The sequence below is a fragment of the Duganella sp. 1411 genome, assembly GCF_017833525.1.
GTDB lineage: Bacteria > Pseudomonadota > Gammaproteobacteria > Burkholderiales > Burkholderiaceae_D > Rugamonas.
The window spans coordinates 324,215-347,449 of sequence record NZ_JAFICD010000001.1 but is presented as its reverse complement, the minus strand read 5'-3'; the positions used below and the strand labels follow the sequence as shown (position 1 = coordinate 347,449).

Genomic DNA, 23,235 nt, shown 5'->3' with positions numbered 1-23,235 from the left:
CTCAGGGGATGGCAGACGTGGCTAAGCAAACGCATCAAGACAATCAAGGCGATGCGCCGGTCCCGGTGGCTGGCGCGCCGACGCGTCCCGGCCGCCGGCGTCTGGCCGGCGCCGGCGTCGCCAGCGGCGTCATCCTGACCCTGAAGAGCCCGTCGGCGATGGGCGCGACGATGTGCAAGTCGGCGTCCGGCGCCATGTCCGGCGGGCTGGCCAGCCGCAAGCCGACCCAGGCGGTGGTTTGCAAGGGCCGCCTGCCGTCGTGGTGGGCGGGCCAGGATTCGCCGCTGCCGTCGACCTGCGCGACGTTCAACAAAGTGTTCCCCTGCGCGGCCAACACCGCCGCCTACAGCAACCTGCCGCTGATGAAGATCCTCAAGACCCAGGTCTGCGACCGCGACAAGGTGGGCATGTACCTGATGGCGGCCTACTTCAACGCCTACACCGGCCGCACGTCGTTCCTCAAGGTGCCGGCCGTGGTCGCCATCTGGAGCGAGTGGCAGGCCACCGGCGCCAACCTCGGCGGCACCTACACGCCCATCGCCGGCGGCAAGAAGTGGGGGTCGAGCCAGATCGTCGCCTACCTCGCCAGCACCATGGAATGACCATGGCGACCTCGTGGCGCCTGAGCGCGGGCCAGCGGTTGCGGCGCCGGCAGTGGGACGGCGAGTGCGTGCTTTACAACGACCTGTCCGGCGACACCCACCTGATCGGCCCCGACGCGCTGCAACTGCTGCTGGCGCTGCAGGAGCGGCCGGCCGACGCCGACGCCCTGGCGCGCGCGTTGTTGGCGGCCGGGCTGGCGCAGGACGCCGGCGAGGTGCCGGCGTTGCTTGACCAGCTGGAACGGCTGGCGCTGGTCGAGGTCGTATGCTGACGGTGGCGCAGTTGCCGCCCGGCCAGCTGGCCGCGCGCCTGGCCGGGGCCGGCCTGTACCTGCGCACCGGCGCCTTCGTCACGCGCCTGCAAAGCACGATACCGAGCGTGGTGCGCGGCGTCGGGCTGATGTACGCCGACTATCCGCTCGGCCCCGACGACGGTTACGCCGATTTCCACCTGCGCATGGTGCGCCCGGCCAACTGGCGGCGCTGGCTGCGGCCACAGGTGCAACTGCTGTCGGACGGCCTGCCGCCGTTCAAGCCGCTGCCGCTGGCGCAGGCCTATCCGATGTTCGAATGGGGCTTGAACTGGTGTATCTCCAGCCGTGCGCACAGCTATCTGGTGCTGCACGCGGCGGTGGTGGAAAAGCACGGCCGCGCCGTCATCCTGCCGGCGCCGCCCGGGTCCGGCAAAAGCACGTTGTGCGCGGCGCTGGTCCACCACGGCTGGCGCCTGCTGTCCGACGAGTTGACCATGGTGCGGCTCGACGACGGCCGCATCGATCCGATGCCGCGCCCCATCAGCCTGAAGAACGGCTCGATCGCGCTGATGCGATCGGCGTTGCCTACCGCGCAGTTCTCGCCGCCGGTGCACGACACCAGCAAGGGCACGGTGGCCCATCTGCGCGCGCCGGCCGACAGCGTCGCCCGCCTGGCGGAACCGGCGCGGCCGGCCTGGATCGTCTTCCCCCGCTACGAGGCGGGCGCGGCGGCCGAGCTGCACCCGGTCGCCAAGGCGCGCGCCCACATGCGCACGGCCGAAAACGCCTTCAATTACAGCCTGCTGGGCGCGCGCGGCTTCGACGCCATGGCCGACCTGGTCGAGCGCAGCGACTGCTACGATTTTTGCTACAGCAATTTGGGCGACGCGCTCGCCATGTTCGACCAACTGGTGCCGCCGCCGTGACGCCGCTGCTGATCGAGGTGCTGCGCGCGCCGGCGCTGCTGGCCACGTACAGCCCCGCCCAATGCGACCTGGTGCTGCGCCAGGCCGAGCGCGCGCAATTGCTGGCCAGCCTGCACGCGCGCGCCGCGCGCGAAGGCGTGCTGGAGCGGTTGCCGGCGCCCGTCCGGCGGCAGTTGGAGTGGGCCCGGCAACAGGGCGAAAGCCACCTGCGGGCGGTGCGCTGGGAGGTGCGGCAAATCCGGCTGGCGATGGCCGGACTGGGCGTGCCGCTGATCCTGCTCAAAGGCGCCGCCTACGCGATGGCCGGGCTGGCGGCGGCCGAGGGCCGGATCTTTTCCGATATCGACATCCTGGTGCCGCACGCGGCGCTGGCGGACGTCGAGTCGGCGCTGATGCTGCACGGCTGGGCCGGCTCGGGCCACGACGACTACGACCAGCATTATTACCGCCGCTGGATGCACGAGCTGCCGCCGATGCGCCACGTCTGGCGCGAGACGGTGATCGACGTCCACCACGCCATCCTGCCGCGCACGGCGGCGGCGCGGCCGGACGCCATGCTGCTGCGCGCAGCCGCCGAGCCGCTGACGGACTATCCGGCCAGCGGCGCGCTGCCGGCGCTGTACACGCTCGGCCCGGTGGACATGGTGCTGCACAGCGCCACCCATCTGCTGTACGAGAGCGAGTTCGAGCACGGCTTGCGCAATCTGGTCGACATCGACCGCCTGTTGCACGAATTCGGCGATTTGCCGGGATTCTGGCTGCGGCTGGAGGAACGGGCGGCGGCGCTGCAGCTGCAGCGGCCGCTGTTTTACGCCTTGCGCCACGCCGCGCGGCTGCTGCACACGCCGGTGCCGGCGGCGCTTCTGGAAGGCAACGCCGTGGCGCGGCCGGGGCCGGTGGTGCTGGCGCTGATGGATGGTCTGCTGGAGCGGGCGCTGCTGCCGGACCACGCCAGCTGCGGCGGAGCGCTGAGCGGGTTGGCGCGGCAGTTGCTTTACCTGCGCGGCAACTGGCTGCGCATGCCGCCGTGGCTGCTGGCGCGCCACCTGTTCCACAAGGCGCTGCTGACGCCGCTGCACGCGGCGCGTACGCGCGACGTTTGAGTCACCCCTGGCAAGCTGCCACGCGATCCGCTATCGTGATATCTTGATGGCGCGATGACGAATCGGCTTATCAATCTTCCATGGCTACCGTACCCAAATTCCTGATGCCGCGCGACGAAGACGTGATCGGCCCGCAAAACGAGGCGGAAAGGCGGCTGTATAAACTCATCATGGAAGTCATCAACGGCGGGCAATCGGCAAAGACGAGCATCGCGGAGCTGACCGACGAACTACGGATTCGCATTCGCGCCAAGCGATAACGCCGTGGAATTCAAACTCGCGCCCGTCGCCAAAAACGAACTAGCCTTGGATCACGTCGACCAGTTTGGCGCCATGCGGCAGATTAAATTACCCGGATACACGTAGGGCGGATTAGGCGGAACGCCGTAATCCGCCATTGCAGGAGCCGTCGGTAACGCATGCCATGGCGGATTACGCTGCGCTAATCCGCCCTACGTGGTTTAGATCGACGCTTCATTTTATTGGATCACGCTTCCGCCAGCATCTTGCTGTACATCCGCTTGCCGATGGCGATGGCCAGGCGCTGCAACGGATGGCTGCTGCCGCCGGGCCGGTAGGTGTGCACCAGCTTGTTGCGGTAGGCGTCGAAATGCAGGCCGTGCGGCGCCGCCAGCACCTCGCCGCGCCCCAGCATCACCTTCAGCGCCACCGTCGCCGAAATGCCGGCGCACAGGTTGCACGCCATGATGGTCGACGGCCCGCGCCGCTCCTTCAGGTTCATCGCCGACGGCACTACCAGATAGGCGCGGTGCAAGCCCGCCGGCGCCAGTCCGACGATGAACCGGATCGCCTTGTCCAACTCGGGCAAATCGCCCCACTGGAAATATTGCTCGAACGTGGTCTTGCCGGGCAGGAAAGTCAGGCTGGCCGCGCCCATGCCCAGCGGCGCGCAGGTGGTCGACGGAATGCCGAACTCGGCGCATTTGGCGAAGGTTTGCTGGCGCGCGTCGAAGGCGAAGAAATCCAGCCCGTCGACGTAGAAGTCGACGTCGCGCAGGAACTCGGGCAGGTTGGCGCTGGTCACCCCCTCGGAAAAGACGCGGATGTCGGCCTCCGGGTTGATGTCGAGGATCATGCGGCGGATCACTTCCGACTTGGGCTGGCCGAGCGTGCTCATGGTCGCACCCAGCTGGCGGTTGAAGTTGACGATGTCGTAGGTGTCGAAGTCGGCGAGGACGAATTTGCCGAAGCCGAGCCGGGCGAACGTGTTGGCGTAGAACGAACCGACCGCGCCGGCGCCGCCGATGGCCACGCGCTTGGTGCGCAAGACGGCCTGCTCGGCCTCGGTGACCCAGCCGATATTGCGCGAGAACGCCTTTTCGTAATTGAATGACTGCTCCATGACAGCTTCCTTTCAAGTGATCCTGGACCGCAGGCATCGTGGCCGTCTCCCCACGCCATCGTTCCACTCAGGATATTCGTTGTGTCGATTATGGCTGCTTTCCGCGCTCGCGCCGCAACGCGATGCCGACCGCCAGCGGCAGCGCGTAGATGAAGGTCTGCGGATCGACCCTGCAATGCCGTCCCAGCAGCGACGGCGACACTTCCTGCCGGTGCAGCACGCGGTGCAGCAGGTCGGCGACAAAACTGCGGCGCAAGCGGCGCACGCTGGCCAGGTTGGCCCGCCGCTGCGGCGCCGACAGCTCGAACAGGCGTGACAGCGCGCGCTGGAACTTCATCTCGTGGTGCAGGCGCAACAGCGACGTCTTGCTGCCCCAGCCGGAACCGGAAAAAATGTTGACGCCGGCGCCGTACGCGCACTCGCAGCGGGCCGAGAACGCGATGCGGCTGGTGCGCTGGCTCAGCTCCAGCCAGAACAGATAATCCTCGCCGGCGTAGACGAATTCCTCGCGGAAGCGCAAGGTCGACAGCGGCGCGTGGCGGTAGACGACGGTCGAGGTGCCGATGATGTTGCCGCTCAGGATCTGGTCGAACATGTCGCCGTGGTAAGCGTGCAACTGGTCGGCGCCGGCCAGCGCCGGGTGTTGCGCCGGATCGATGCGGCCGGCGCGGCGGAACGCGCTGACCGTCTGGTTCAACTGGTAGTGGTCGGAGAAATAGAAATCGTTGCCCTGCCCCAGCGCCGCCAGCGCGCGCTCGAGGTGCTCCGGTATCCACTCGTCGTCGGAATCGAGGAAGGCGACGAAATCGGTGCCGGCCGGCAGCGCGCGCAGTCCGGTGTTGCGGGCCGCGGCCGGGCCGGCGTTGGGCCGCTCGACGATGACGATGCGCTCCGGCTCCAGCGCCAGCAAGCCGGCCAGCTCGGCGCGCGCCGGCACCGGCGAGGCGTCGTCGACGACGATGACGGTCAGACGGTGGGCGCCGCGCTGGGCCAGCGCCGACGCCACCGCCTTGCGCAGGATGCCTTCCTGCCGCTGGTAGTACGGAATGATCACCGCCACCGCCACCGCCGGCGGCGCGCCGGCGTCGATCTCGACACTCATGTTTTTCTCCGTTGCGGGATGCGCAGCGGGCGCAGCCGCCGCCGCGCCGACAGCCATAGGTCGCTCAGCAAGGGCATCGGATCGCGCCAGCTGTGCACGAAATAGCGGGTGCCGGGCCGCACGAAGTCGAACAGGTAGCCGGCCACCTCGGCCAGCGCGCCGGCCGGCGGCACGTAGCCGTCGCTCGGCTTGCGCGTCAGCACGCGCCACAGCCGCTTGGTCTCCGGCACCATGAAGCGGGCGCGCAGGCCGGCGACGTACGGCGCCGGCGCCACCGGCCGGTCGAGCCCGAACATCTGGTAGGCGTACCACGGAAACGCCGCGCCGGCCTGGCACGCCAGCGGCAGGCTGCCCCAGAAGCGGCCGTTGATCTCCATCAGCGCGGCGCGCCCGGTCAGCGGATCGTAGCGGTATTCGACCATCGCCACGCCCTCCCAGTCGAGCGCGCGCAGTAGCGCCACCGACTGTTCCATCAGCGCCGCGTGCTCGCCCGGCGGCAGCGATACGCACAGCGTCGAGACGCCGCCCTCCGGCGGCCACTCGTGCAGGCGGCGGTGCTGGAACAGGCAGTGGGCCCGGCCGTCGCGCATCAGCACGAACTGGCCCAGGCCGTAGCCGCCGCAGAACTCCTGCACCATCGGATAGATGCCGATCGCCTCGTAGCGGCGCAGGTCCGCCAGCAAGGCCTCGGCGTCGGCGCAATAGCGCAACTTGTCAAGCGACAGGCCGGCGCGCCGCAGCACGGGCGCGACGCTATTCGGATCGGCCCACTTGAGCACCACCGGATAGCGCAGGCCGGGCGCTGCGGCGACGGCCTCTTCCATCGAGGCAGGATGCAAGGTGCGCGGCACGTGGATGCCCAGCGCGGCGGCGGCGGCGTAGGTCTGGTCCTTGCGCAGCACCCGCTCCATGCGCGCGGCGTCGGCGAACAGCAGGCGGTAGCCGTCGAGCAGGCCGCGTGCGAGGTTGAGCGCGTTGATATCGCTCTCGGCGATCGCGAACAGGCAGGCCGGTCCGATCTCGGCGCTCAGTTGGCGCAACTGTTGCAGCAGGCCGTCGGCGCCACCGCCGGCGCGCACCAGGCCGCGCGCCAGGTAGCGCGAGCGCAGGCCGAGCGCCGAGGCGCTGTGGCCGATGCCGATCACCGGCACGCCGCGCCGGCCCAGATCGCGGATGATGGCCAGCCCGATCGGCGTGTCGACGCCCAGCACGACGGCCGGCAACAAGGTCTCAGCCATGGGGCGCTCCCGCCGCCGGCGCCACCACCTGCCGGTCCCGCCGGTCGAACAGGCGCGCCAGCAGCTTGCGGATTCCGTGCCGCCAGTGGTGGCGCTGCTGTTCGGTCATGCTGCCAAGCACGGCGATGGTGGCGAAGGTGGCCAGCATGGTGCCGGCGTAAAACCACGGCCGGCCCGGATCGCCGTCGATCAGCGCGGCATAGAACTGCATCAGCGGCTGGTGCAGGATGTAGGCGCTGAAGGTGTAGGCCGCCAGCGGACGGATCACCGGCTCGATGGCGCGCAGCGGCCGCGCGGCGACGTCGGCCAGCGCCCGCATGCCGGCGAAATTGGCCACCACAATCAGCGCCAGCAGGTAGTCGGTCATGAAGAACTTGGAAAACGCCATTTGCTGATGCAGATGCGGTCCGACCAGCTTGAGCAGCCAACCCGAACCCACCTCGGTCAGGCCGTACTGGTGGAACAGCCAGTACGCCGGCCACGACGCGGCGAACAGCAGCGCCCCCGGCAGCGGCTTGAGCGCGCGCAGCCATTGCCAGCGGAACAGCACCACGCCGGCCACCCACGCCGGCGCCAGCAGCAGGATCTTGGGGCCGAGCAGCAGCATGACGGCGCCGGCCAGCAGCACGCGGGTGCGGCCGGCCGTGAAGGTGACGATGGCGAACAGCACGTAATACCAGAACTCGTAGCACAGCGACCAGTACGGCACGTTGGAGAACGACATGATCGACACCAGCCACACTTCGTTGAGGAAGGTCAGGCTGGTCAGGATGCGCAGCCAGGCCAGGCCGTAGGTGGTGGTGCCGCCGGTGTAGAACTGCGGCGCCAGCGCCTCGCCGGCCAGGTCCAGCAATGGCGTCAGCAGCACCACCGGCAAGGCCAGCGAGTAGAAGCGCGACAGCCGGCTCGACCAGTAGGACACGGGCGTGTTCTCGCGCTCGGACGTGATGTAGGCGATCACGTAGCCGGACAGCACGAAGAAGACGATCACCGCCGCGTGGCCGTGGTTGCTGAACGGCAGCTTCTCGGTGGTCAGCAGGCGGAAATTGGAGTGGTAGACGATCACCGCCAGCGCGGCCAGCACCCGCACCAGGTCCAGGTAAATCGAGAAGGCGCGGTTCACGCGACGCTCCCGCTGCGCGCCGGCGCGGCGGCGGAGCGCGCGTCCGGCGCCGGATCGGCGGGCGCCGCCGGCGGCTGGTGCCGCGTCAATTGCGGCAGCGCGCGCTGCAGGCCGCGCACGGCTTGCCGCACGCGGCCGAAGCATTGGTCGAAATAGGCGTCGCTGAGCGTGAACGGGTCGTGCAGGTGCGGCATCGGCGGCGTGCACCACAGGCCCAGCAGCGCCACCTCGACGTCGGTGCGCGGGCCCAGCCGGCGGCGCAGCTCGCGCGCCTGGCGCACCTCCATCACCAGGAACAGGTCGCCGGGCCGGACCTCGAAGTCGGTCAGGTCGGTGGCGCGGTGGGCGTCCATGTCGTAGCCGTGGCGGCGCGCGGCCCGCAGCGCGCTGTCGGGCGAGGCGGCGCCGGTGTGGGTCGACAGGCCGGCCGACGCCACCTCCATGTCCAGCCGCGCCGCCACCTGCTCGGCGAAGGCGCTGCGGCAGATGTTGCCCAGGCAGATGAAGACGGCGCGGCGCACCTTGTGCGGCTGGCGCAGGCGGAAGCCGGACAGGCGGCCGCAGGCCAGCTCGATGCGCGCGAGCACGGCGCGCACCAGGCCGCGCCAGGTGCCGTGGCGGCGGGCGATGGCCGACGCCAGCGGCGCGAACAGACGGCGCCAGCTCATGCGGCCCCCGCGCCCTGGCGCGCCAGCGCCCAATGACCGTAGCGGTCGTACACCACCTGGGTCGCCATGCGGACCGCGCTTTGCCACGGCGCGACGCGCAGCAATCGGTTATCCTCGGGCAGCGGCGCCAGCGGCTGGCTGGCGGCGGCGGCCAGGCCGCTGGCCTGGTAGCGGTCGGCGTTGGCCGCCAGGTAGGCGCACAGGCGTTCGAGCCGGCGCTGGTTGACGCCGTGGCGGCGCAAGGTGCGGTAGTCGGCGCCGCGGCTTTGCACATATTCGAAGGGATGGGTCAGGATCACCACCAGCTCCATGCCGGCGCGGCGCGCCCGCTGCAGCAAGGTGCGGGTTTCGGCGAAGCTGGTGCCGGAGATCGACAACGTTTTCAAATGCGGACGGCGCAGGCGCCAGTCGCTGAAGGTCAGCACGGGGCACTCCAGCACGCCGTGGCGCAGGTGGCGTCCGCCGTACAGCCGGTAGCGCGGATCGCCGCTGTCGTAGATCGCCAGCCCGATGTTGGAACTGTAGGGAATGCCGGCGGACGCCAGGGCGCGGTACAGGCCGGCGTCGTGCTGCAGGCTGGCGCTGCGGAACACCCGCGGCGGCGCCAGGCCCCATTCGCGGAACGTGGCCTGGCCCTGGCGCAGCAGTTCCAAAGTCGAGGCCTCGTCGCGGCCGGCGAAATCGTCCTGGCGCGGCTGGGCCCGCACGCGCTCGGGCCAGTCGTCGTGCTGGAACACGGCCCAGCACGGATGGGCGTGCAGCTGCAGCTCGTGCCCGGCGGCGGCGATGCGTTGCGCCAGCGGCCGCATCGGGTCGTCGCGGAAGTAATGGCGCTGCAAGGTTTCGATGAAAAACGTCGCGGTGATGCCGTTGCGGGCGAAGCAGTCGAGCATGAAGTCGAGGCCTTGCGAGCGGCCGTCGACGTCGCAGCGCACCATCTGCGCGCCGACCGGGCGCAGCGCGGGGTCGGCGAAGGCGCCGGCGATGCTGAACTCGGTATCGATGGTCAGGCACACGCGCATCGCATCAATCCCGTGGGCTCTGGTGTTGCTGGTACCACTGCTCCAGCATAAGCAGCACCCACACCATGGTGCCGTGGTAGCCGGCGTGTTCGCGCACGTGGTGGCCCAGCAGGCGGTCGATGAACGCGCCGCGCACGACGCCGCGCCGGCGCAGCGATTGCAGGCTGTCGCCGGCCAGCTCGCGCAGGCGCGGATACTGCTGCATCCACACGCCGAACGGCAGGCCGAAACCGTGCTTTTCCTTGTGGATGATTTCCTGCGGCAGGAAATCGTCGAGCGCCTGCTTGAAGAAGTAACGCAGCTGGCGGCCGTTGAGCTTTTGGCGCGGCGTCAGGCGGGCCGAGAACGCCACCATCGATTCGCTCAGGAACGGGAACGCGGCCTCGACGCCGGCCAGCGCGCACGCCTGGCGCACCTTGGGCAAGTCGTTGTCGGCCAGCGTGATCTTCAGGTCCAGCGCCAGCATGCGGTTGATCAGGCTGTCGGCGTCGCTCTGGTCGTAGGCGGCGGCCAGCTCGTCCAGCGGACGCCCGGTGTTGGCGCCGGCCAGCAGGCCCGGCTCGAACACCTCGGCGGCGCCGTAGCGGTTCAGCAGATTATAGGTTTCCAGCCGCGCCGGCATCGGCACCGAGGCCTGCGCCACATAGCTGCGCGCCTTGCGCAGCAGCGCCACCCGGTCGGCCCCGGGAAAATGGTTGAGCGCCGGCTCCAGCAGCCCCTCGCGCAGCAGCGCCGGCACCTTCTGGTACAGCGCGAACACTTGCTGGCGGGCGTAGCGCTCGTTGCCGCCGAACAGTTCGTCGCCGCCGTCGCCGCCTATCATGCGGGTGACGCCGTCGGCCGCCGCCATGCGCGCGCAATAATAGGCGGGCACGGCCGAAGCGTTGCCGAACGGCTGGTCGAACGCGCGCGCCATGCGCGGGATGATGTCGACCACGTCGTCGGCGGTCACATAGTATTCGTGGTGCTCGGTGCCGAAGTGGCGCGAGGCCAGGCGGGCATACGACATCTCGTCATAGCCGTCGGCCGAAAAGCCGATCGAATACGTTTGCGCCGGCGCGCCGCCGGTTTCGCACAGGATGCCGGCCAAAGTGGAGCTGTCGGTGCCGCCGCTGAGGAAGGCGCCGACCTTGCCGCCGCCTGTGGCCTCGCGCACGCTGTCACGTAACACTTGGCGGAATTCCTCCTTCAATTGCGGGAACGGCGCGTCGACCCGTTCGTCGAAACGCATGCGCCAGTAGGTGTGCGGCTCGAGCCGGCCCTGGCGGTAATGCACGCAACTGCCCGGCAGCAGCCGTTGCTGGTGCCGGTAGATGCCGCCCGGCGCCGGGATCATGTGGAAGAACACATAGTTGTACAGGCCTTGCGGATCGATCTCGGCCGGCGTCAGCGGGTGGCGCCGCAGCGCCTGGGCCGAGCTGGCGAACACCAGGGTTTCTCCCTGCTGTTGATACAGCAGCGGGAAGCTGCCCATGTGGTCGGTGGCCAGCAGCGCCTCGCCGGCGCGCTCGTCGACCACCGCCAGCGCGAAGGCGCCGGTGAGCGCCTGGCACAACGCCAGCGCGCCCTGGCCGCGCCACAACGCGCTCCAGGCCGGACCGGGCACGATGTCGTCGCTGCCGCGCAGCCGGGCTTCGCCCCACAGCATGAAGCGCAGGCCGTCCTCCTCGTAGCATTGCACGCCGACACCGGCCACGGCGCTGGCCGTGCCCGCCATGATGTGCGCCGGCCTGCCGTCGCCGCCGGCCAGCGGGACCGCCATGGCCTCGGCCAGCTCACGGTTGGCGGGGGCGTCGCGGCCCTGCCCTATCCATCCGCACATTCCGCTCATGATGCCGCCCCGTCCCGTTGTTGTTGTCCCACCAGCACTTCCAGCGCCGCAGGGTGGCTGAGGAAGCCGCCCGGGCTGGCGCTCAAACCATAAGCGCCCGATTGCAGCACCGCCACCAGGTCGCCCGGGCCGGCGGCGGCCAGTTCCATCTTGTCGGCCAGCAAGTCCAGCGGCGTGCACAACGGGCCGACCACGGACACGGTTTCGCGCGCTTCGCCCTGCACGCGGTTGCCGATCACCACCGGATAATTCTTGCGGATCACCTGGCCGAAGTTGCCCGAGGCCGACAGGTGGTGGTGCAGGCCGCCGTCGGTGACCAGAAACACCTGCCCGCGCGAGACCTTGCGCTCGACCACGCGGCTGACGTAGACGCCGGCCTCGCCGACCAGATAGCGGCCCAGCTCGATGACGATTTGCGCCTGCGGCAGCGCGCGCCGCACGTCCGGCAGCAGTTGCGCCAGGTTGGCGCCGACCGCCGCCATGTCGAGCCGCTGCTCGCCGGGAAAATACGGAATGCCGAAGCCGCCGCCGATGTTCAGCAGGCGCATCGGGCCGGGCGCGTGCGCGGCCAGCCGCATCGCCAGCGCCAGGGTTTGCTGGTGGGCCTCCTGCAGTGCGGCCGCGCGCAGGTTTTGCGAGCCGCTGAAGATATGCAGGCCGTGCCAGTCAACCGGCATCGTCGCCAGCCGGCCCAGCAACGCCGGCACCAGCTCTGCGTCGATGCCGAACTGGCGCGAACCGCCGCCCATGCGCATGCCCGACGACTTGAGTTCGAAATCGGGATTGACGCGCAAGGCCACCTGCGGGCGGACGCCCAGCGCCAGGCCGAGCGCGGCGATGCGATCGAGCTCAGCCTCCGATTCGACGTTGATGATCACGCCGGCCGCCACCGCGCACGACAATTCGGCGTCGCTCTTGCCGGGACCGGCGAAGCTGACGTCCAGCGGCGCCACGCCAGTGTCGAGCGCCACCCGCAACTCGCCGCCGGAGGCGACGTCGATGCCGTCGACCAGGCCGGCGAGGTGCTGCACCACGGCCGGCATCGGATTGGCTTTCATCGCGTAATGCAGGTGCACGCCGGCAGGCAGCGCCGCGCGCAGCTCGGCCACGCGGCGGGTGATGGCATGGCGGTCGTAGGCGTAGAACGGCGTGCGGCCCAGTTGCGCGGCCAGCCGCGTCAGCGGCACGCCGCCCACCTGCAGGCAATCATCGAGCACCGGAAATTGCGTCAGCGGCGCGTGGATCGCGGCGACGCTGTTCATGCCGCCGCTGCCGTGAAGCTGGCAAGATATTGTGTGCTGAGCAGCTTGCGGTCGATCTTGCCGTTGGCGTTGCGCGGCAGGCTGGCGTCGGCCAGGATGATCTTATGCGGCAGCATGTAATTGGGCAGGTGCGGTTTGAGCGCGGCCAGCAGCCGCGCCTCGTCGAGCGCGCGCCCGGCGCGCACCGCCACCACCACCACGATGGCCTGGCCGAGGGTCGGATGCGGCACGCCCAGCGCGGCGGCCTCGGCCACCTCGCCCTGCGCGTACAGCACCGCCTCCACCTCGCCCGGGCTGACCCGGTAGCCGGAGGTCTTGATCATCTCGTCGGCGCGGCTGATGAAATACAGGAAGCCGTCCTCGTCGCGGCGCACCGTGTCGCCCGACCACACTGCCATCTCCGGCAGCATCAGCCCGGTCAGCGGCGAGCGGTAGGGCTTGAAGCGCTCGGCGGTGCGGGCGGCGTCGTTCCAGTAGCCCAGCGAGACCAACGGGCCCCGGTGCACCAGCTCGCCCGGTTCGCCGGGCGCGCATTCGCTGCCGTCCGGCCGCAGCACCAGCACCTCGGCGTTGGGGATGGCCTTGCCCATCGAATCGGGACGCCGGTCCAGCTCGGCCGGCGGCAGGAAGGTCGAGCGGAACGCCTCGGTCAGGCCGTACATCAGGTAAGGCTTGGCCGCCGGCAGCCTGGCGCGCAGCTGGTCGAGCGTGGCGCGCGGCATGGCGCCGCCGGAATTGGTCAGGTAGCGCAAGGTGCAATCGGCCGGCCAGTCGAGCGCCGCCAGTTGTATCCACAGCGGCGGCACGCCGGCCAGGCCGGTGATGCGCTCGGCGGCGACGGCGGTCAGCACGTCGCGCGGCAGCAGGTGGTTGATCAGCACCGCGCAGGCGCCGCTGAGGAAGGCGGTGGTCAGCTGGCTCAGCCCGTAGTCGAAGCTGAGCGGCAGCACCGCCAGGATGCGGTCGTCGGCGCTGTTGCCCAGATAGCTGGCGACGCTGGCGGCGCCGGCCACCAGGTTGCGGTGCGACAGCACCACGCCCTTGGGCTGGCCGGTGCTGCCGGACGTGTACAAGATGGCGGCGACGTCGGAATCGGTGATGCGGCGCGCCGGCAAGACGGCCTCGGCCTCGATGCTGTCGGCCTCGGCCAGCGCGGCCTCCCAGTCCAGCACGGCGATCTGGCCGATGTCGGCGACCGCCGTGGCGGCCCGCGCCGCGCCCAGCGCCAGCACCGAGTGCAGGCTGTCGCAGCCGCCCAGGCTGGGGGCCAGCTGGCGCAGCCGGTCGGCGCTGGTGACCAGCACCCGGACGTCGCAGTCGCGCAGGATGTAGGCGACCTGCTCGGGTTTTAACAACGGGTTGACGGGCACGAACACCATGCCGGCGGCGGCCGCGCCGAACAGCGCGGCGACATGCTCGATATTCTTTTCCATGTACACGGCCACGCGTTCGCCGCGCCGCGCGCCGCGCGCCCTGAGCGCCGCGCAGGTGCGCCGGGTCAGCGCGGCCAGCTGCGCGTAACTGAGGCGCCGGGCGCCGTCGACCAGCGCTTCGGCGTCCGGCGCACGGGCCGCCGAGGAGAAAATAAAATCATGTACCAGATAGCTCGTAGCACAGCTCATATCACCCTCTTAGGCGTGTTTGTGCGGAAAAGGCCGGACCCGGCCACAGGTCGAACGATGATATCAGAATGGCACTAAGCTTAGCATTTAAATATTCAATTACAACGAAAACAACACTATTCGACAGCGTTCGTTATTAATAGTGCATCGGCCAAGCAGGAGCGCTATACTCGAAAAATGTCTAAATGGTAACGGAGGGGCGAACGCAGAGTCGCTCCCAATCTTACCGGCCGGGGAGTGTCTGAACATGTTGAATGTCAACCAGGATGTCGGTTTCCAGCCGGCCGTTGGCGGCGCGCAGCCCGCAGCGGCGCCACCGCCGGCCTCGCCGATTCCGCTCTCGCCCGTGCTGTCCGCCGCCTCCTTCCTGCACCTCGGGCATCCGCCGGTGCGTTCCATCGTCGACGCCGGACCGGCGCGGCTGGTCACCAGCGGCCGCGTCGCCATTGCGCTGGCGCTGCGCGAGATGGCCGTCGGCGCCGGCGACGAGGTGCTGGTGCCGGCCTACCACTGCGCGTCGATGATCGAGCCGGTCATCTGGTCGGGCGCGCGGCCGGTGTTCTACCGCATCCGCGCCAACACCGAGATCGACCTCGACGACCTGGAACAGCGCGTCACGCCGCGCACCCGGGTGTTGATGGCCACTAATTACTTCGGCTTTCCGCAGCCGCTCGACAAGCTGCGCGCGTTCTGCGACCGCCACGGCATGCGGCTGCTGGAGGATTGCGCCCATTCCTTCCTCGGCGAATACCAGGGCAAGCCGCTGGGCTCGTTCGGCGACTACGCCATCGCCAGCAGCATGAAATTCCTGCCTATATATGAGGGCGGCTGCCTGGTGTCGGCGCGCCACGCGCTCGACGGCGTGCGGCTGCGCTCGGCCGGCGCCGGTTTCGAGGCCAAGGTGGCCATCAACGCGCTGGAGGAAGGTTGCCAGTACCACCGCCTGGGGCCGCTGCGCCACCTGCTGGCGCTGCCGATGGCGCTCAAGAACGCACTGTGGCAACGCATGAAGGCGCGCAATCCGGCGCGCGCGCAACCGCTGTCGCCGGGCTCGTCCGAGGGCGGCTTCAGCTTCGATCCCGCCTGGCTCGACAAGCGCTCGTCGGTGTATTCGCGGCTGATGCTGCGGCTGGTGTCGCGGCGGCGCATGGGCGCGTTGCGGCGGCGCCACTATCTGCGCCTGCAGACGGCGCTGGCCGACCTGCCCGGCTGCCGGCCGCTGTTTCCCGCGCTGCCGGACAAGGTCTATCCGTGGGTGTTCCCGCTGTGGGTGGAGCAGCCCCGGCAGGTGTTCGCCGCGCTCAAGCGGGCCGCCGTGCCGGTGCTGCGTTTCGGCGAGTTCCTGTGGCCGGATGCCGCCGCCGCCGTGTGCGACGCCAGCGTCGAGCTGTCGCGCCACGTGATGCAATTCCCCTGCCACCAGGAGTTGCGCGACGACGAGCTGGAATGGATGATCGTCCAGATCCGCGCGGCGCTGACGGCCGGAGCGCAGCCATGAGCTGGTCGCTGGTGCCGGCCGCCCGCTTCGCCGACCACGCCGCCACCTGGGCCGGCCTGAACATCGCCGGCCCGGCCGCGCCGCTGCTGTCGCCCGAGTTCGTGCAACCATTGCTGACCGAGTTTGGCAACGGCAACGAGTGGCTGGCGATGTGGCGCCAAGACGACAGTGTTGCCGTCATGACCATCGTCTGTCCGCGCCGGCCCGGCGTGTGGGAAACCTTCCAGCCGTCGCAGGCGCCGGTCACCTTGTGGCTGGAGAAGCCGGGCGCGCTGGCGCCAGAGGACCTGCCGCGCCTGCTCGACGCGCTGCTGCGCACGCTGCCCGGCGGCGCCCTGCTGCTGGGCATGACGCAGTGCGATCCGGCCGTCACCCGCCAGCCGGCGGACAGCGAGCGCATCACCGTGCTGCCCTATCTGGACACGGCGCGCGTGGCGCTGCAGGGCGAGTTCGCCGACTACTGGAACGGGCGCGGCAAGAACCTGCGCGCCAACATGAAGAAACAGCGCGCCAAGTTGCTCAAGGAAGGCGTGACCACGCGCATGGAAGTCACGCGCGACGCCGACGGCATGGCCGCCGCCGTCGCCGATTTCGGCCGGCTCGAGAGCGCCGGCTGGAAGTCGAAGGAAGGCACCTCGGTGCACCTCGACAACGCGCAAGGCCGCTTCTACCGCGCTATGCTCGAAGGCATGGCCAGGCGCGGCGACGCCTCCGTCTACCGCTACTGGTTCGACGACCGCCTGGTGGCCGTCAACCTGTGCGTCGAGGGCGGCGACAGCGTCATCATCCTCAAAACCACCTACGACGAATCGCTCGGCAGCCAATACAGCCCGGCTTTCCTGCTGCTCGAGGAACTTTGTCAGCATTTGTTTGCGCTACGTCGTTTCAAGGGACTTGAATTCTATGGCAAGGTGATGGAGTGGCACCGCCGCTGGAGCGACGAAGTGCGCACGCTGTACCACGTCAACAGTTACCGCTGGTCGGGACTGCGCCGCCTGCACCACGCGTGGCAGCGGCGCGCCGAGCACCGCAACCCGGCGCCGGCCGCCCCCGCCGTCGCCATCGAACAAACTATGGAGTAGTGTCGTATGCAATTGGAATCGGTCAAAACCATCCTCGGCGAGGTATTGAGCCTGGGCCCCGCCGCGCAGGCGCTCACGCGCGAATCGGCGCTGCTGGGCAGCATCCCCGAACTCGATTCGATGGCGGTGGTGCAACTGCTGACGGCGCTGGAAGAGCATTACGGCATCACCATCGAGGACGACGACATCAGCGCCCACACCTTCGCCACCGTCGGCAGCCTGGCCGACTTCATCAGCGACAAGATGGCCGCATGAACCAGCCGGCGGCCGAAGCGTTCTTCCTGCAGGCCGGTGCCGGCGCCGGCGGGCAGCGCTATTGCCTGTACCAGCCGGCCGTGGGCGCCTGCCGGGGCGCGCTGGTCTACGTGCCGCCTTTCGCCGAGGAAATGAACAAGTCGCGCCGCATGGCCGCGCTGCTGGCGTTGGCGCTGGCGCGCCGGGGTATCGCCACGCTGCGCATCGACTTGCACGGTTGCGGCGACAGCGGCGGCGATTTCGCCGACGCCCGCTGGGACGGCTGGCGCGACGACGTCGGCCACGCCAGCGCCTGGCTGGAAGCGCGCAGCGGCCACCGTCCCGCGCTACTGGGGCTGCGCCTGGGCGCGCTGCTGGCGCTGGACTATGCGGCCACTGCCGACCCGGCCGACGCGCCGCGCCAGCTGATCCTGTGGCAGCCGGTGCTCGACGGCGCCACCTTCCTGACGCAATTCCTGCGCCTGCGCACGGCCGGCGCAATGATGAGCGTGAGCGCGACGGGCGCGTCCGACAATTCCACCAGCGCCCTGCGCGCGCGGCTGGCGGCCGGCGAAGCGCTCGAAGTGGCCGGCTACGAGCTGGCACCGGCGCTGGCGGCGGCCATCGACACGCTCAAGCTGGCGACGCTGGGCCGCGCCGGCTGCGCGCTGCACTGGTTCGACATCGGCCAGCCGGGCCGCGCGCCCTCGCCGGCCACCGACAAGGCGCTGGCAACGCTGCGCGAGCGCGGCGTCGAAGTCGACGTGACCCGGCTCGACGGTCCGGCCTTCTGGGGCAGCCAGGAAATCGCCACCTGCGAATCGCTGCTGGAGGCGACCGCCGCGCTGGCGCCGCGCTTCGCCCTGGAGGACGCCGATGCGCTATGAAGAACAGGCCGTGGCCTTCCGCTGCGGCACGGAACAACTATACGGCGTGCTGAGCCTGCCGGAAAAAGCGGCCACGCGCGGTGTGCTGATCGTCGTCGGCGGCCCGCAATACCGCGCCGGCAGCCATCGCCAGTTCACGCTGCTGGCGCGCACGCTGGCCGAGCGCGGCATCCCCGTGCAACGCTTCGATTACCGCGGCATGGGCGACAGCGACGGCGCGCAGCGCGATTTCAGCGACGTCGAGCCGGACCTGCGCGCGGCCGTCGACCATTTCATGGCGGCCGTGCCCGGCCTGCGCGAGGTGGTGCTGTGGGGCCTGTGCGACGGCGCCTCGGCCGCGCTGTTTTACGCCGGACAGGACGCCCGCGTGCGCGGCCTGGTCTTGCTCAATCCGTGGGTGCGCACCGAGGCGGGTGCCGCGCGCGCCACGCTCAAGCATTATTACAAGGGCCGCCTGCTGCAGGGCGAGCTGTGGCGCAAGCTGTTGAGCGGGCGCTTCGACGCCGGCGCCGCCTGGCGCTCGCTGTGGGAACTGCTGGCGGCCAGCCGCGTCCGCACGCAACCCGATGCCGACGCGCCGCCGGCCGACCTGCCCGCGCGCATGTTGGCGAGCTGGACGCGCTTCCAGGGGCCGGTGCTGCTGATCCTCAGCGGCGCCGACCTGACCGCCAAGGAATTCACCGACCTGGCCGACGCCTCGCCCGCCTGGCAAGGGCTGCTGGCGCGGGCCGGCACCACGCGCCACCAACTCGACGAGGCCGACCATACGTTTTCGCGGCGCGCGTGGCGCGACCAGGTCGCCGACTGGACTGCCAACTGGGTGCACACATGGTAGAGACGGCAACGTCCAAAAAAGTGCTGATGATCGCCTTCCACTATCCGCCGATGCGCGGCAGCAGCGGCATCCAGCGCACGCTGAAGTTCTCGCAATACCTGCCGGAATTGGGTTGGCAGCCGCTGCTGTTGTCGGCCCATCCGCGCGCCTACAGCAATCCCGGCGACGACCAGATGGGCGAAATCCCGGCCGACGTGCCAGTGTGCCGCGCCTTCGCGCTCGACACCGCGCGCCACCTGTCGCTGCGCGGGCGCTATTCGAGCCTGATGGCGCTGCCGGACCGCTGGGTGTCGTGGCTGCTGGGTGCGGTGCCGGCCGGGCTGCGGCTGATCCGCCGCCACCGGCCGCAGGTGCTGTGGTCGACCTATCCGATCGCCACCGCCCACCTGATCGCCTACGTGCTGCAACGCCTGTCGGGCCTGCCGTGGGTGGCCGACCTGCGCGATCCGATGACCGACGTCGGCTATCCCGAGAACCCGCTCACGCGCAAGGTCTACCTGTGGATAGAGCGGCGCACGGTCGAGCACTGCACGGTGGCCGTGTGCACCACGCCGGGCGCGATCCAGACCTACCGGCGGCGCTTCCCGCACCTGCCGGCCGAGCGCTTCCGGCTGGTGGAAAACGGCTACGACGAGGAAAACTTCCTCGACGCGCAACAGCACGCCAGCGCCGCGCCGCCGACGGCCGGCCGGCCGCTGGTGCTGCTGCACAGCGGCGTCATCTACCCGTCCGAACGCGATCCGGTGCCGCTGTTCGCCGCCCTCGCCGCGCTGCGGCGCCAGGGCCTGATCGCGCCCGACAACTTCAAACTGGTGCTGCGCGCCACCGGTCACGACGCCTTCCTGGCGGGCTTGCTGGCCGCGCACGGCATCGAGGACCTGGTGGCCATCGCGCCGCACCAGCCCTACCGCGCCGCGCTGGCCGAGATGCTCACCGTCGACGCGCTGCTGGTGTTGCAGGCGTCGAACTGCAACCACCAGATCCCCGCCAAGCTGTATGAATATCTACGCGCCGGCCGTCCGATCCTGGCGCTGACCGACACCGGCGGCGACACCGCCGCCACCTTGCGCGCGTCCGGCATCGACACCATCGCCGCGCTCGACTCACAGGAGGACATCATGCAAGCATTGCCGCGTTTCCTGGCGCAGGTGCGCGCGGGCACCGCGCCGCTGCCGCCGGCCGCCGTGGTGGCGGCCCATTCGCGCCACGCGCGCAGCGCCGTGCTGGCGCAATTGCTCGACGATGTGGCCGGCGCCCCGGTGGCGCTCAAGGCCGGCGCGGCGGCGGCATGAAGCGCGTCCGCCCGTCGCTGCCGCCGGCCCTGCTGGCGGCCCTGCTGCTGGCCGGCGTGGCAGCGCCGTCCCAGGCCGCGCCAAAAAAACTGTGCGGACAGATCGCCAATTCCTTCGGCCCGTTCGACTACAACGATCCGGGCAACGCGCAAAATATCGCCATGGTCGAGCCGCACCACTTTCCGGAGGAGGTGGAACTGGGCATACGCGGCGCCACCGGCCCGCTCGGCAGCGACATCGACTACACGCTGCGCGCCATTCCCAACCATCCGCGCGCGCTGGCGACGATGGCCCGGGTGGGCATCCGCGACAAGGTGAGCCAGCTACCCGGGGCCATGTTCCCGGTCGAATGCTATTTCGTGCGGGCGATGGAATTCCAGCCCGACGACCCGGCCGTGCGCGCCACCTACGCGACCTACCTGATGGCGCTGGGCAAGCTGGAGATGGCGCGCGACCAGTTGCGCGAAGCGGTCGCGCTAGCGCCGGAGGACCCGACCTATAACTACAACCTCGGGCTGGCGTACTACAAGACCAAACAATACAAGGAAGCCAACGACTCCGCGCACAAGGCCTATGCGCTCGGCTTCCCGCTGCCAGGCCTGAAGCAATTGCTCGTCACGGCCGGAAAATGGCAGGACCCGGCGCCATGAACGAGTCCGCCGCCGGCCACGCGGCCGGCGGTACGGAGGCGCGCCAACCGACGGTCGGCGACGGCCACATCGTGCTGTGGCGCCTGCTGGCGATGGCGCCGCTGGCGCTGCTGGCCGCGTTGCTGTTCCACTACCCCTTCTGGCCGCAGGCGGCCGCGCTGGCGGTCGGCGCCTACGCGGCGCTGCTGTGGTGGCGCCCGGCGCTATGGCTGCTGCTGGTGCCGGCCGCGCTGCCGTGGCTGGACCTGAGCACCTGGACCGGCTGGTTCTATGTCGACGAGCTCGACCTGCTGCTGCTGACCACGGCGGCGGTCGGCTACTGGCGGCTGGCGCCCTGCCACCGCACCGGCAAGCTGCCACCGGCCGCCGTGCTGCTGCTGGCCGCCGTGACCGCCGCCACCGCCATCGCCACCGTGCGCGGCCTGCTGCCGGCGCCGCCGCTGGACCTGAACGCCTTCGCCAGCTACAACAGCCACTACAACAGCCTGCGCGTGGCCAAGGGGCTGGCTTGGGCGCTGGTGCTGTTGCCGCTGCTGAGCCGCAGCGTCGGCCCGGAACTGGGCCGTGTGCGCACGCTGCTGGTGCCGGGCATGTTGCTGGGCCTGCTCTGCACGGCGCTGATCCAGGGCTGGGAGCGCCGACTGTTTCCCGGCCTGCTCAACTTCTCCAGCGACTACCGGCCCACGGCGTCGTTCTCCGCCATGCACACCGGCGGCGCCGCGCTCGACGCCTTCCTGGCGCTGAGTTTCCCGTTCGTCGCCTGCTGGCTGCTGGGCAAGGCGAGGCGCTGGCAACTGTGCGCCGCGCTGGCGCTGCTGATGGTCGGGCTGTTCACCGGCTTCACCACGTTCTCGCGCGACGTCTGGCTGGCGTACGCCGGCTCCGGCGCCGTCATCGGCTGCCTGGTGTGCGGACCGCACGTGGTCGCCGGGCGGCTGCGGCCGCTGGTGCTGATCGCGGTCGCCTTGCTGCTGGCGGTGGTCAGCTTTCTACTGATGCGCTCGTTCACGACGGGCGGCTACCGCACCTTGGGCGGGCTGCTGGTGCTGCTCGGCGCGACGCTGCTGGTGGGCGGGCTGCCGCGCCCGGCCGGCATGCAACGGCCGCGCTATCTGATACTGGCGGCCGGCGCCGCCGTCGCGCTGCTGGCGCTGGACCTGCTGCTGTTCCTCGCACTGCGCAATCTGTCCGTGCCGGGCTGGGCCAAGGCGCCCTACCTGTCGCTGGCCGCGGCGGGCGGCGCCGCCGCGTTGACGGCCGCCGCCGCGCTGGCCGGCCCGCCCGCCTGGCGCGCGCGCGCCACCGCGCTGGCGATCGGTACCTACCCGGCGTTGGCGCTGGCCTGCCTGCTGGTGGCGCGGCACTGGGGCGGCATGCCGGCAGCGCTGGACGCGGCGTGGGTGGTGGGACTGGGCTGCCTGCTGTGCGCGTTCAGCCTGGCGGGCCACCGGCCCCTGTGGCAAGTGGCCCGGGCCAACCTCACCTTCGGCGCCGGCGCGGCGGCGCTGCTGGCGATGGCCATCCCCGTGCTGGGCAGCTCCTACATGGGCGAACGCCTGAGTACGGTCGAGCAGGATTGGGAACTGCGCACCCAACACTGGAGCGAAGCGGTGCGCATGATGCCGGACGATTGGCCGACCGCGCTGTTCGGCGCCGGGTTGGGCAGCTATCCGCGCACTTATTACTGGGGCAACACGCAGGGGTTGCGGCCGGGCAGTTTCCGCTATGAGACCGACATCGTCGGCAACAACTATCTACGCCTGGCGGCGCCGGTCCATCCGCGTGGCTACAGCGAAGTGTTGCGCCACATCCAGCACGTGCGCCTGGCGCCCGACACCAACTACCGGCTCACGCTCGACATCAAGCGCAGCGATCCCAAGGCCGTGGTGTGGCTGGCGATCTGCGAGCGCTGGCTGCTCTATCCGCAGACTTGCGTGTCGCCCACGCTCAAGCTGGTGCAAGCGGATGACCGCTGGCGGCGCTATGAAATGACGTTCTACAGCGCCGGCATGGGCCGGCGCGGCGGCGCGCTGTCGCGGCTGCCGGGCATGGGCGCGCCGATGCAGCTGGAGCTGGCCAGCGGCGACCAGGGCGGCGTGGTCGACATCGACAACGTGAGCCTGCGTGCCCGCGATGGGGGGCCGGAACTGCTGCGCAACGGCGATTTCACGCTGGGCCAGGCGGGGTGGTTTTTCACCAGCGACCGCGATCACTTGCCGTGGCATATCAAGAATTTTTATGTCCACACGTATTTCGAGCAGGGCTGGCTGGGGGTGGTGGCGATGGGCTTGCTGCTGCTGTACGCGGGCGGCCGGCTGGCGGGCAGCGCGTGGCACGGGCGGGTGGATGCGGCGGTGTTCCTGGCGGCGCTGACCGGGGCGTTGCTGGTGGGCGGGTTTGACAGCCTGTTCGATGTGCCCAAGGTGCAGCTGCTGTTTTTCCTGCTGCTGGCCGCGGGTTTGATGCGGCCGCGGCGGCGGGTTGCGGTGAAGCCTGCGGATAGACCGTGCTAACTCAGACCTGACCTGTCAGATGAGTTGGAGTTCGAAGGGGCGCTACCGGCCAGAAGTTGACATGCGACCAACCGGTTTCGCATTTACCAATCCAGACAATAGCGCGGGAAATTCATATATACCCCCAG

The 23,235-nt window shown here is 69.8% G+C and carries 22 protein-coding genes; 13 read left to right on the top strand and 9 right to left on the bottom strand.

The features are described 5' to 3' along the window. Positions 1-17 precede the first annotated feature (17 nt). The 5 genes from JOD97_RS01380 (at position 18) to JOD97_RS01360 (ending at position 3,145) form a co-directional block, all read left to right on the top strand. Entirely contained in the window at positions 18-602 is a 585-nt protein-coding gene (locus tag JOD97_RS01380) for a hypothetical protein (RefSeq protein ID WP_209712838.1), read from the top strand. A 2-nt stretch (positions 603-604) separates the two neighbouring features. Further along, entirely contained in the window at positions 605-874 is a 270-nt protein-coding gene (locus JOD97_RS01375; protein ID WP_209712837.1) for an HPr-rel-A system PqqD family peptide chaperone, read from the top strand. Beyond that, the gene (locus JOD97_RS01370) at positions 868-1,782 is read left to right on the top strand and encodes an HprK-related kinase A (RefSeq protein ID WP_209712836.1); all 915 of its coding nucleotides are present in this window, start codon (positions 868-870) and stop codon (positions 1,780-1,782) included. The genes JOD97_RS01375 and JOD97_RS01370 overlap by 7 nt, the downstream gene beginning before the upstream one ends. Next, positions 1,779-2,885 carry a nucleotidyltransferase family protein gene (locus tag JOD97_RS01365; protein WP_209712835.1) on the top strand — a complete coding sequence of 369 codons (1,107 nt, stop codon included), beginning with the start codon at positions 1,779-1,781 and terminating at the stop codon, positions 2,883-2,885. The genes JOD97_RS01370 and JOD97_RS01365 overlap by 4 nt, the downstream gene beginning before the upstream one ends. An 80-nt stretch (positions 2,886-2,965) precedes the next feature. Beyond that, the gene (locus JOD97_RS01360) at positions 2,966-3,145 is read left to right on the top strand and encodes a hypothetical protein (RefSeq protein WP_209712834.1); all 180 of its coding nucleotides are present in this window, start codon (positions 2,966-2,968) and stop codon (positions 3,143-3,145) included. Between the two features lie 227 nt (positions 3,146-3,372). Here JOD97_RS01360 and JOD97_RS01355 read toward each other — a convergent pair whose 3' ends face one another. From JOD97_RS01355 to JOD97_RS01315, 9 genes are all read right to left on the bottom strand, one after another. Beyond that, positions 3,373-4,248 (bottom strand): ThiF family adenylyltransferase, encoded by an 876-nt coding sequence (locus JOD97_RS01355; protein ID WP_209712833.1) that lies wholly within the window; start codon positions 4,246-4,248, stop codon positions 3,373-3,375. Positions 4,249-4,336: 88 nt separating this feature from the next. Continuing rightward, positions 4,337-5,350: a glycosyltransferase family 2 protein gene (locus JOD97_RS01350; protein WP_209712832.1), complete on the bottom strand. Its 1,014-nt coding sequence runs from the start codon at positions 5,348-5,350 to the stop codon at positions 4,337-4,339. Beyond that, entirely contained in the window at positions 5,347-6,588 is a 1,242-nt protein-coding gene (locus JOD97_RS01345) for a hypothetical protein (RefSeq protein ID WP_209712831.1), read from the bottom strand. Before JOD97_RS01345 ends, JOD97_RS01350 begins: the two co-directional genes overlap by 4 nt. Then, positions 6,581-7,711, bottom strand: coding sequence for an acyltransferase (locus JOD97_RS01340; RefSeq protein ID WP_209712830.1), 1,131 nt, complete (start codon positions 7,709-7,711; stop codon positions 6,581-6,583). Before JOD97_RS01340 ends, JOD97_RS01345 begins: the two co-directional genes overlap by 8 nt. Beyond that, complete coding sequence (locus JOD97_RS01335) at positions 7,708-8,379, bottom strand: hypothetical protein (RefSeq protein WP_209712829.1); 672 nt, start codon at positions 8,377-8,379, stop codon at positions 7,708-7,710. Before JOD97_RS01335 ends, JOD97_RS01340 begins: the two co-directional genes overlap by 4 nt. Beyond that, positions 8,376-9,401, bottom strand: coding sequence for a polysaccharide deacetylase family protein (locus JOD97_RS01330; protein WP_209712828.1), 1,026 nt, complete (start codon positions 9,399-9,401; stop codon positions 8,376-8,378). Before JOD97_RS01330 ends, JOD97_RS01335 begins: the two co-directional genes overlap by 4 nt. A 4-nt stretch (positions 9,402-9,405) precedes the next feature. Then, complete coding sequence (locus JOD97_RS01325) at positions 9,406-11,232, bottom strand: asparagine synthetase B (RefSeq protein WP_209712827.1); 1,827 nt, start codon at positions 11,230-11,232, stop codon at positions 9,406-9,408. Then, complete coding sequence (locus JOD97_RS01320) at positions 11,229-12,494, bottom strand: pyridoxal-dependent decarboxylase, exosortase A system-associated (RefSeq protein ID WP_209712826.1); 1,266 nt, start codon at positions 12,492-12,494, stop codon at positions 11,229-11,231. Before JOD97_RS01320 ends, JOD97_RS01325 begins: the two co-directional genes overlap by 4 nt. Beyond that, complete coding sequence (locus JOD97_RS01315) at positions 12,491-14,116, bottom strand: acyl-CoA ligase (AMP-forming), exosortase A system-associated (RefSeq protein WP_209712825.1); 1,626 nt, start codon at positions 14,114-14,116, stop codon at positions 12,491-12,493. Before JOD97_RS01315 ends, JOD97_RS01320 begins: the two co-directional genes overlap by 4 nt. Positions 14,117-14,363: 247 nt before the next feature. On the opposite strand from JOD97_RS01315, the gene JOD97_RS01310 reads away from it, so the two are divergent. The 8 genes from JOD97_RS01310 to JOD97_RS01275 are packed head-to-tail and all read left to right on the top strand — an operon-like array spanning position 14,364 to position 23,107. After that, on the top strand, positions 14,364-15,614 hold the full coding sequence (locus tag JOD97_RS01310) for an aminotransferase class I/II-fold pyridoxal phosphate-dependent enzyme (protein ID WP_209712824.1): 1,251 nt from the start codon (positions 14,364-14,366) through the stop codon (positions 15,612-15,614). Continuing rightward, complete coding sequence (locus tag JOD97_RS01305; protein ID WP_209712823.1) at positions 15,611-16,696, top strand: GNAT family N-acetyltransferase; 1,086 nt, start codon at positions 15,611-15,613, stop codon at positions 16,694-16,696. The genes JOD97_RS01310 and JOD97_RS01305 overlap by 4 nt, the downstream gene beginning before the upstream one ends. A 6-nt stretch (positions 16,697-16,702) precedes the next feature. Next, complete coding sequence (locus JOD97_RS01300; RefSeq protein ID WP_209712822.1) at positions 16,703-16,951, top strand: acyl carrier protein; 249 nt, start codon at positions 16,703-16,705, stop codon at positions 16,949-16,951. Then, entirely contained in the window at positions 16,948-17,817 is an 870-nt protein-coding gene (locus tag JOD97_RS01295) for a hydrolase 2, exosortase A system-associated (protein WP_209712821.1), read from the top strand. The genes JOD97_RS01300 and JOD97_RS01295 overlap by 4 nt, the downstream gene beginning before the upstream one ends. Beyond that, complete coding sequence (locus JOD97_RS01290; protein ID WP_209712820.1) at positions 17,807-18,652, top strand: hydrolase 1, exosortase A system-associated; 846 nt, start codon at positions 17,807-17,809, stop codon at positions 18,650-18,652. The genes JOD97_RS01295 and JOD97_RS01290 overlap by 11 nt, the downstream gene beginning before the upstream one ends. Continuing rightward, complete coding sequence (locus JOD97_RS01285) at positions 18,646-19,944, top strand: glycosyltransferase (protein WP_229264141.1); 1,299 nt, start codon at positions 18,646-18,648, stop codon at positions 19,942-19,944. The genes JOD97_RS01290 and JOD97_RS01285 overlap by 7 nt, the downstream gene beginning before the upstream one ends. Next, the gene (locus JOD97_RS01280) at positions 19,941-20,594 is read left to right on the top strand and encodes a M48 family metallopeptidase (RefSeq protein WP_209712819.1); all 654 of its coding nucleotides are present in this window, start codon (positions 19,941-19,943) and stop codon (positions 20,592-20,594) included. The genes JOD97_RS01285 and JOD97_RS01280 overlap by 4 nt, the downstream gene beginning before the upstream one ends. Then, positions 20,591-23,107, top strand: a complete 2,517-nt coding sequence (locus JOD97_RS01275; protein WP_209712818.1) for a hypothetical protein — start codon at positions 20,591-20,593, stop codon at positions 23,105-23,107. The genes JOD97_RS01280 and JOD97_RS01275 overlap by 4 nt, the downstream gene beginning before the upstream one ends. Positions 23,108-23,235 lie beyond the last annotated feature (128 nt).

Coding starts and splice junctions, on each gene's coding strand:
- JOD97_RS01300 (WP_209712822.1), top strand. CDS start 16,703: ATGCAATTGGAATCGGTCAAAACCATCCTCGGCGAGGTATTGAGCCTG.
- JOD97_RS01330 (WP_209712828.1), bottom strand. CDS start 9,401: ATGCGCGTGTGCCTGACCATCGATACCGAGTTCAGCATCGCCGGCGCC.
- JOD97_RS01285 (WP_229264141.1), top strand. CDS start 18,646: ATGGTAGAGACGGCAACGTCCAAAAAAGTGCTGATGATCGCCTTCCAC.
- JOD97_RS01295 (WP_209712821.1), top strand. CDS start 16,948: ATGAACCAGCCGGCGGCCGAAGCGTTCTTCCTGCAGGCCGGTGCCGGC.
- JOD97_RS01315 (WP_209712825.1), bottom strand. CDS start 14,116: ATGAGCTGTGCTACGAGCTATCTGGTACATGATTTTATTTTCTCCTCG.
- JOD97_RS01280 (WP_209712819.1), top strand. CDS start 19,941: ATGAAGCGCGTCCGCCCGTCGCTGCCGCCGGCCCTGCTGGCGGCCCTG.
- JOD97_RS01325 (WP_209712827.1), bottom strand. CDS start 11,232: ATGAGCGGAATGTGCGGATGGATAGGGCAGGGCCGCGACGCCCCCGCC.
- JOD97_RS01335 (WP_209712829.1), bottom strand. CDS start 8,379: ATGAGCTGGCGCCGTCTGTTCGCGCCGCTGGCGTCGGCCATCGCCCGC.
- JOD97_RS01360 (WP_209712834.1), top strand. CDS start 2,966: ATGGCTACCGTACCCAAATTCCTGATGCCGCGCGACGAAGACGTGATC.
- JOD97_RS01350 (WP_209712832.1), bottom strand. CDS start 5,350: ATGAGTGTCGAGATCGACGCCGGCGCGCCGCCGGCGGTGGCGGTGGCG.
- JOD97_RS01320 (WP_209712826.1), bottom strand. CDS start 12,494: ATGAACAGCGTCGCCGCGATCCACGCGCCGCTGACGCAATTTCCGGTG.
- JOD97_RS01355 (WP_209712833.1), bottom strand. CDS start 4,248: ATGGAGCAGTCATTCAATTACGAAAAGGCGTTCTCGCGCAATATCGGC.
- JOD97_RS01345 (WP_209712831.1), bottom strand. CDS start 6,588: ATGGCTGAGACCTTGTTGCCGGCCGTCGTGCTGGGCGTCGACACGCCG.
- JOD97_RS01305 (WP_209712823.1), top strand. CDS start 15,611: ATGAGCTGGTCGCTGGTGCCGGCCGCCCGCTTCGCCGACCACGCCGCC.
- JOD97_RS01275 (WP_209712818.1), top strand. CDS start 20,591: ATGAACGAGTCCGCCGCCGGCCACGCGGCCGGCGGTACGGAGGCGCGC.
- JOD97_RS01375 (WP_209712837.1), top strand. CDS start 605: ATGGCGACCTCGTGGCGCCTGAGCGCGGGCCAGCGGTTGCGGCGCCGG.
- JOD97_RS01370 (WP_209712836.1), top strand. CDS start 868: ATGCTGACGGTGGCGCAGTTGCCGCCCGGCCAGCTGGCCGCGCGCCTG.
- JOD97_RS01290 (WP_209712820.1), top strand. CDS start 17,807: ATGCGCTATGAAGAACAGGCCGTGGCCTTCCGCTGCGGCACGGAACAA.
- JOD97_RS01310 (WP_209712824.1), top strand. CDS start 14,364: ATGTTGAATGTCAACCAGGATGTCGGTTTCCAGCCGGCCGTTGGCGGC.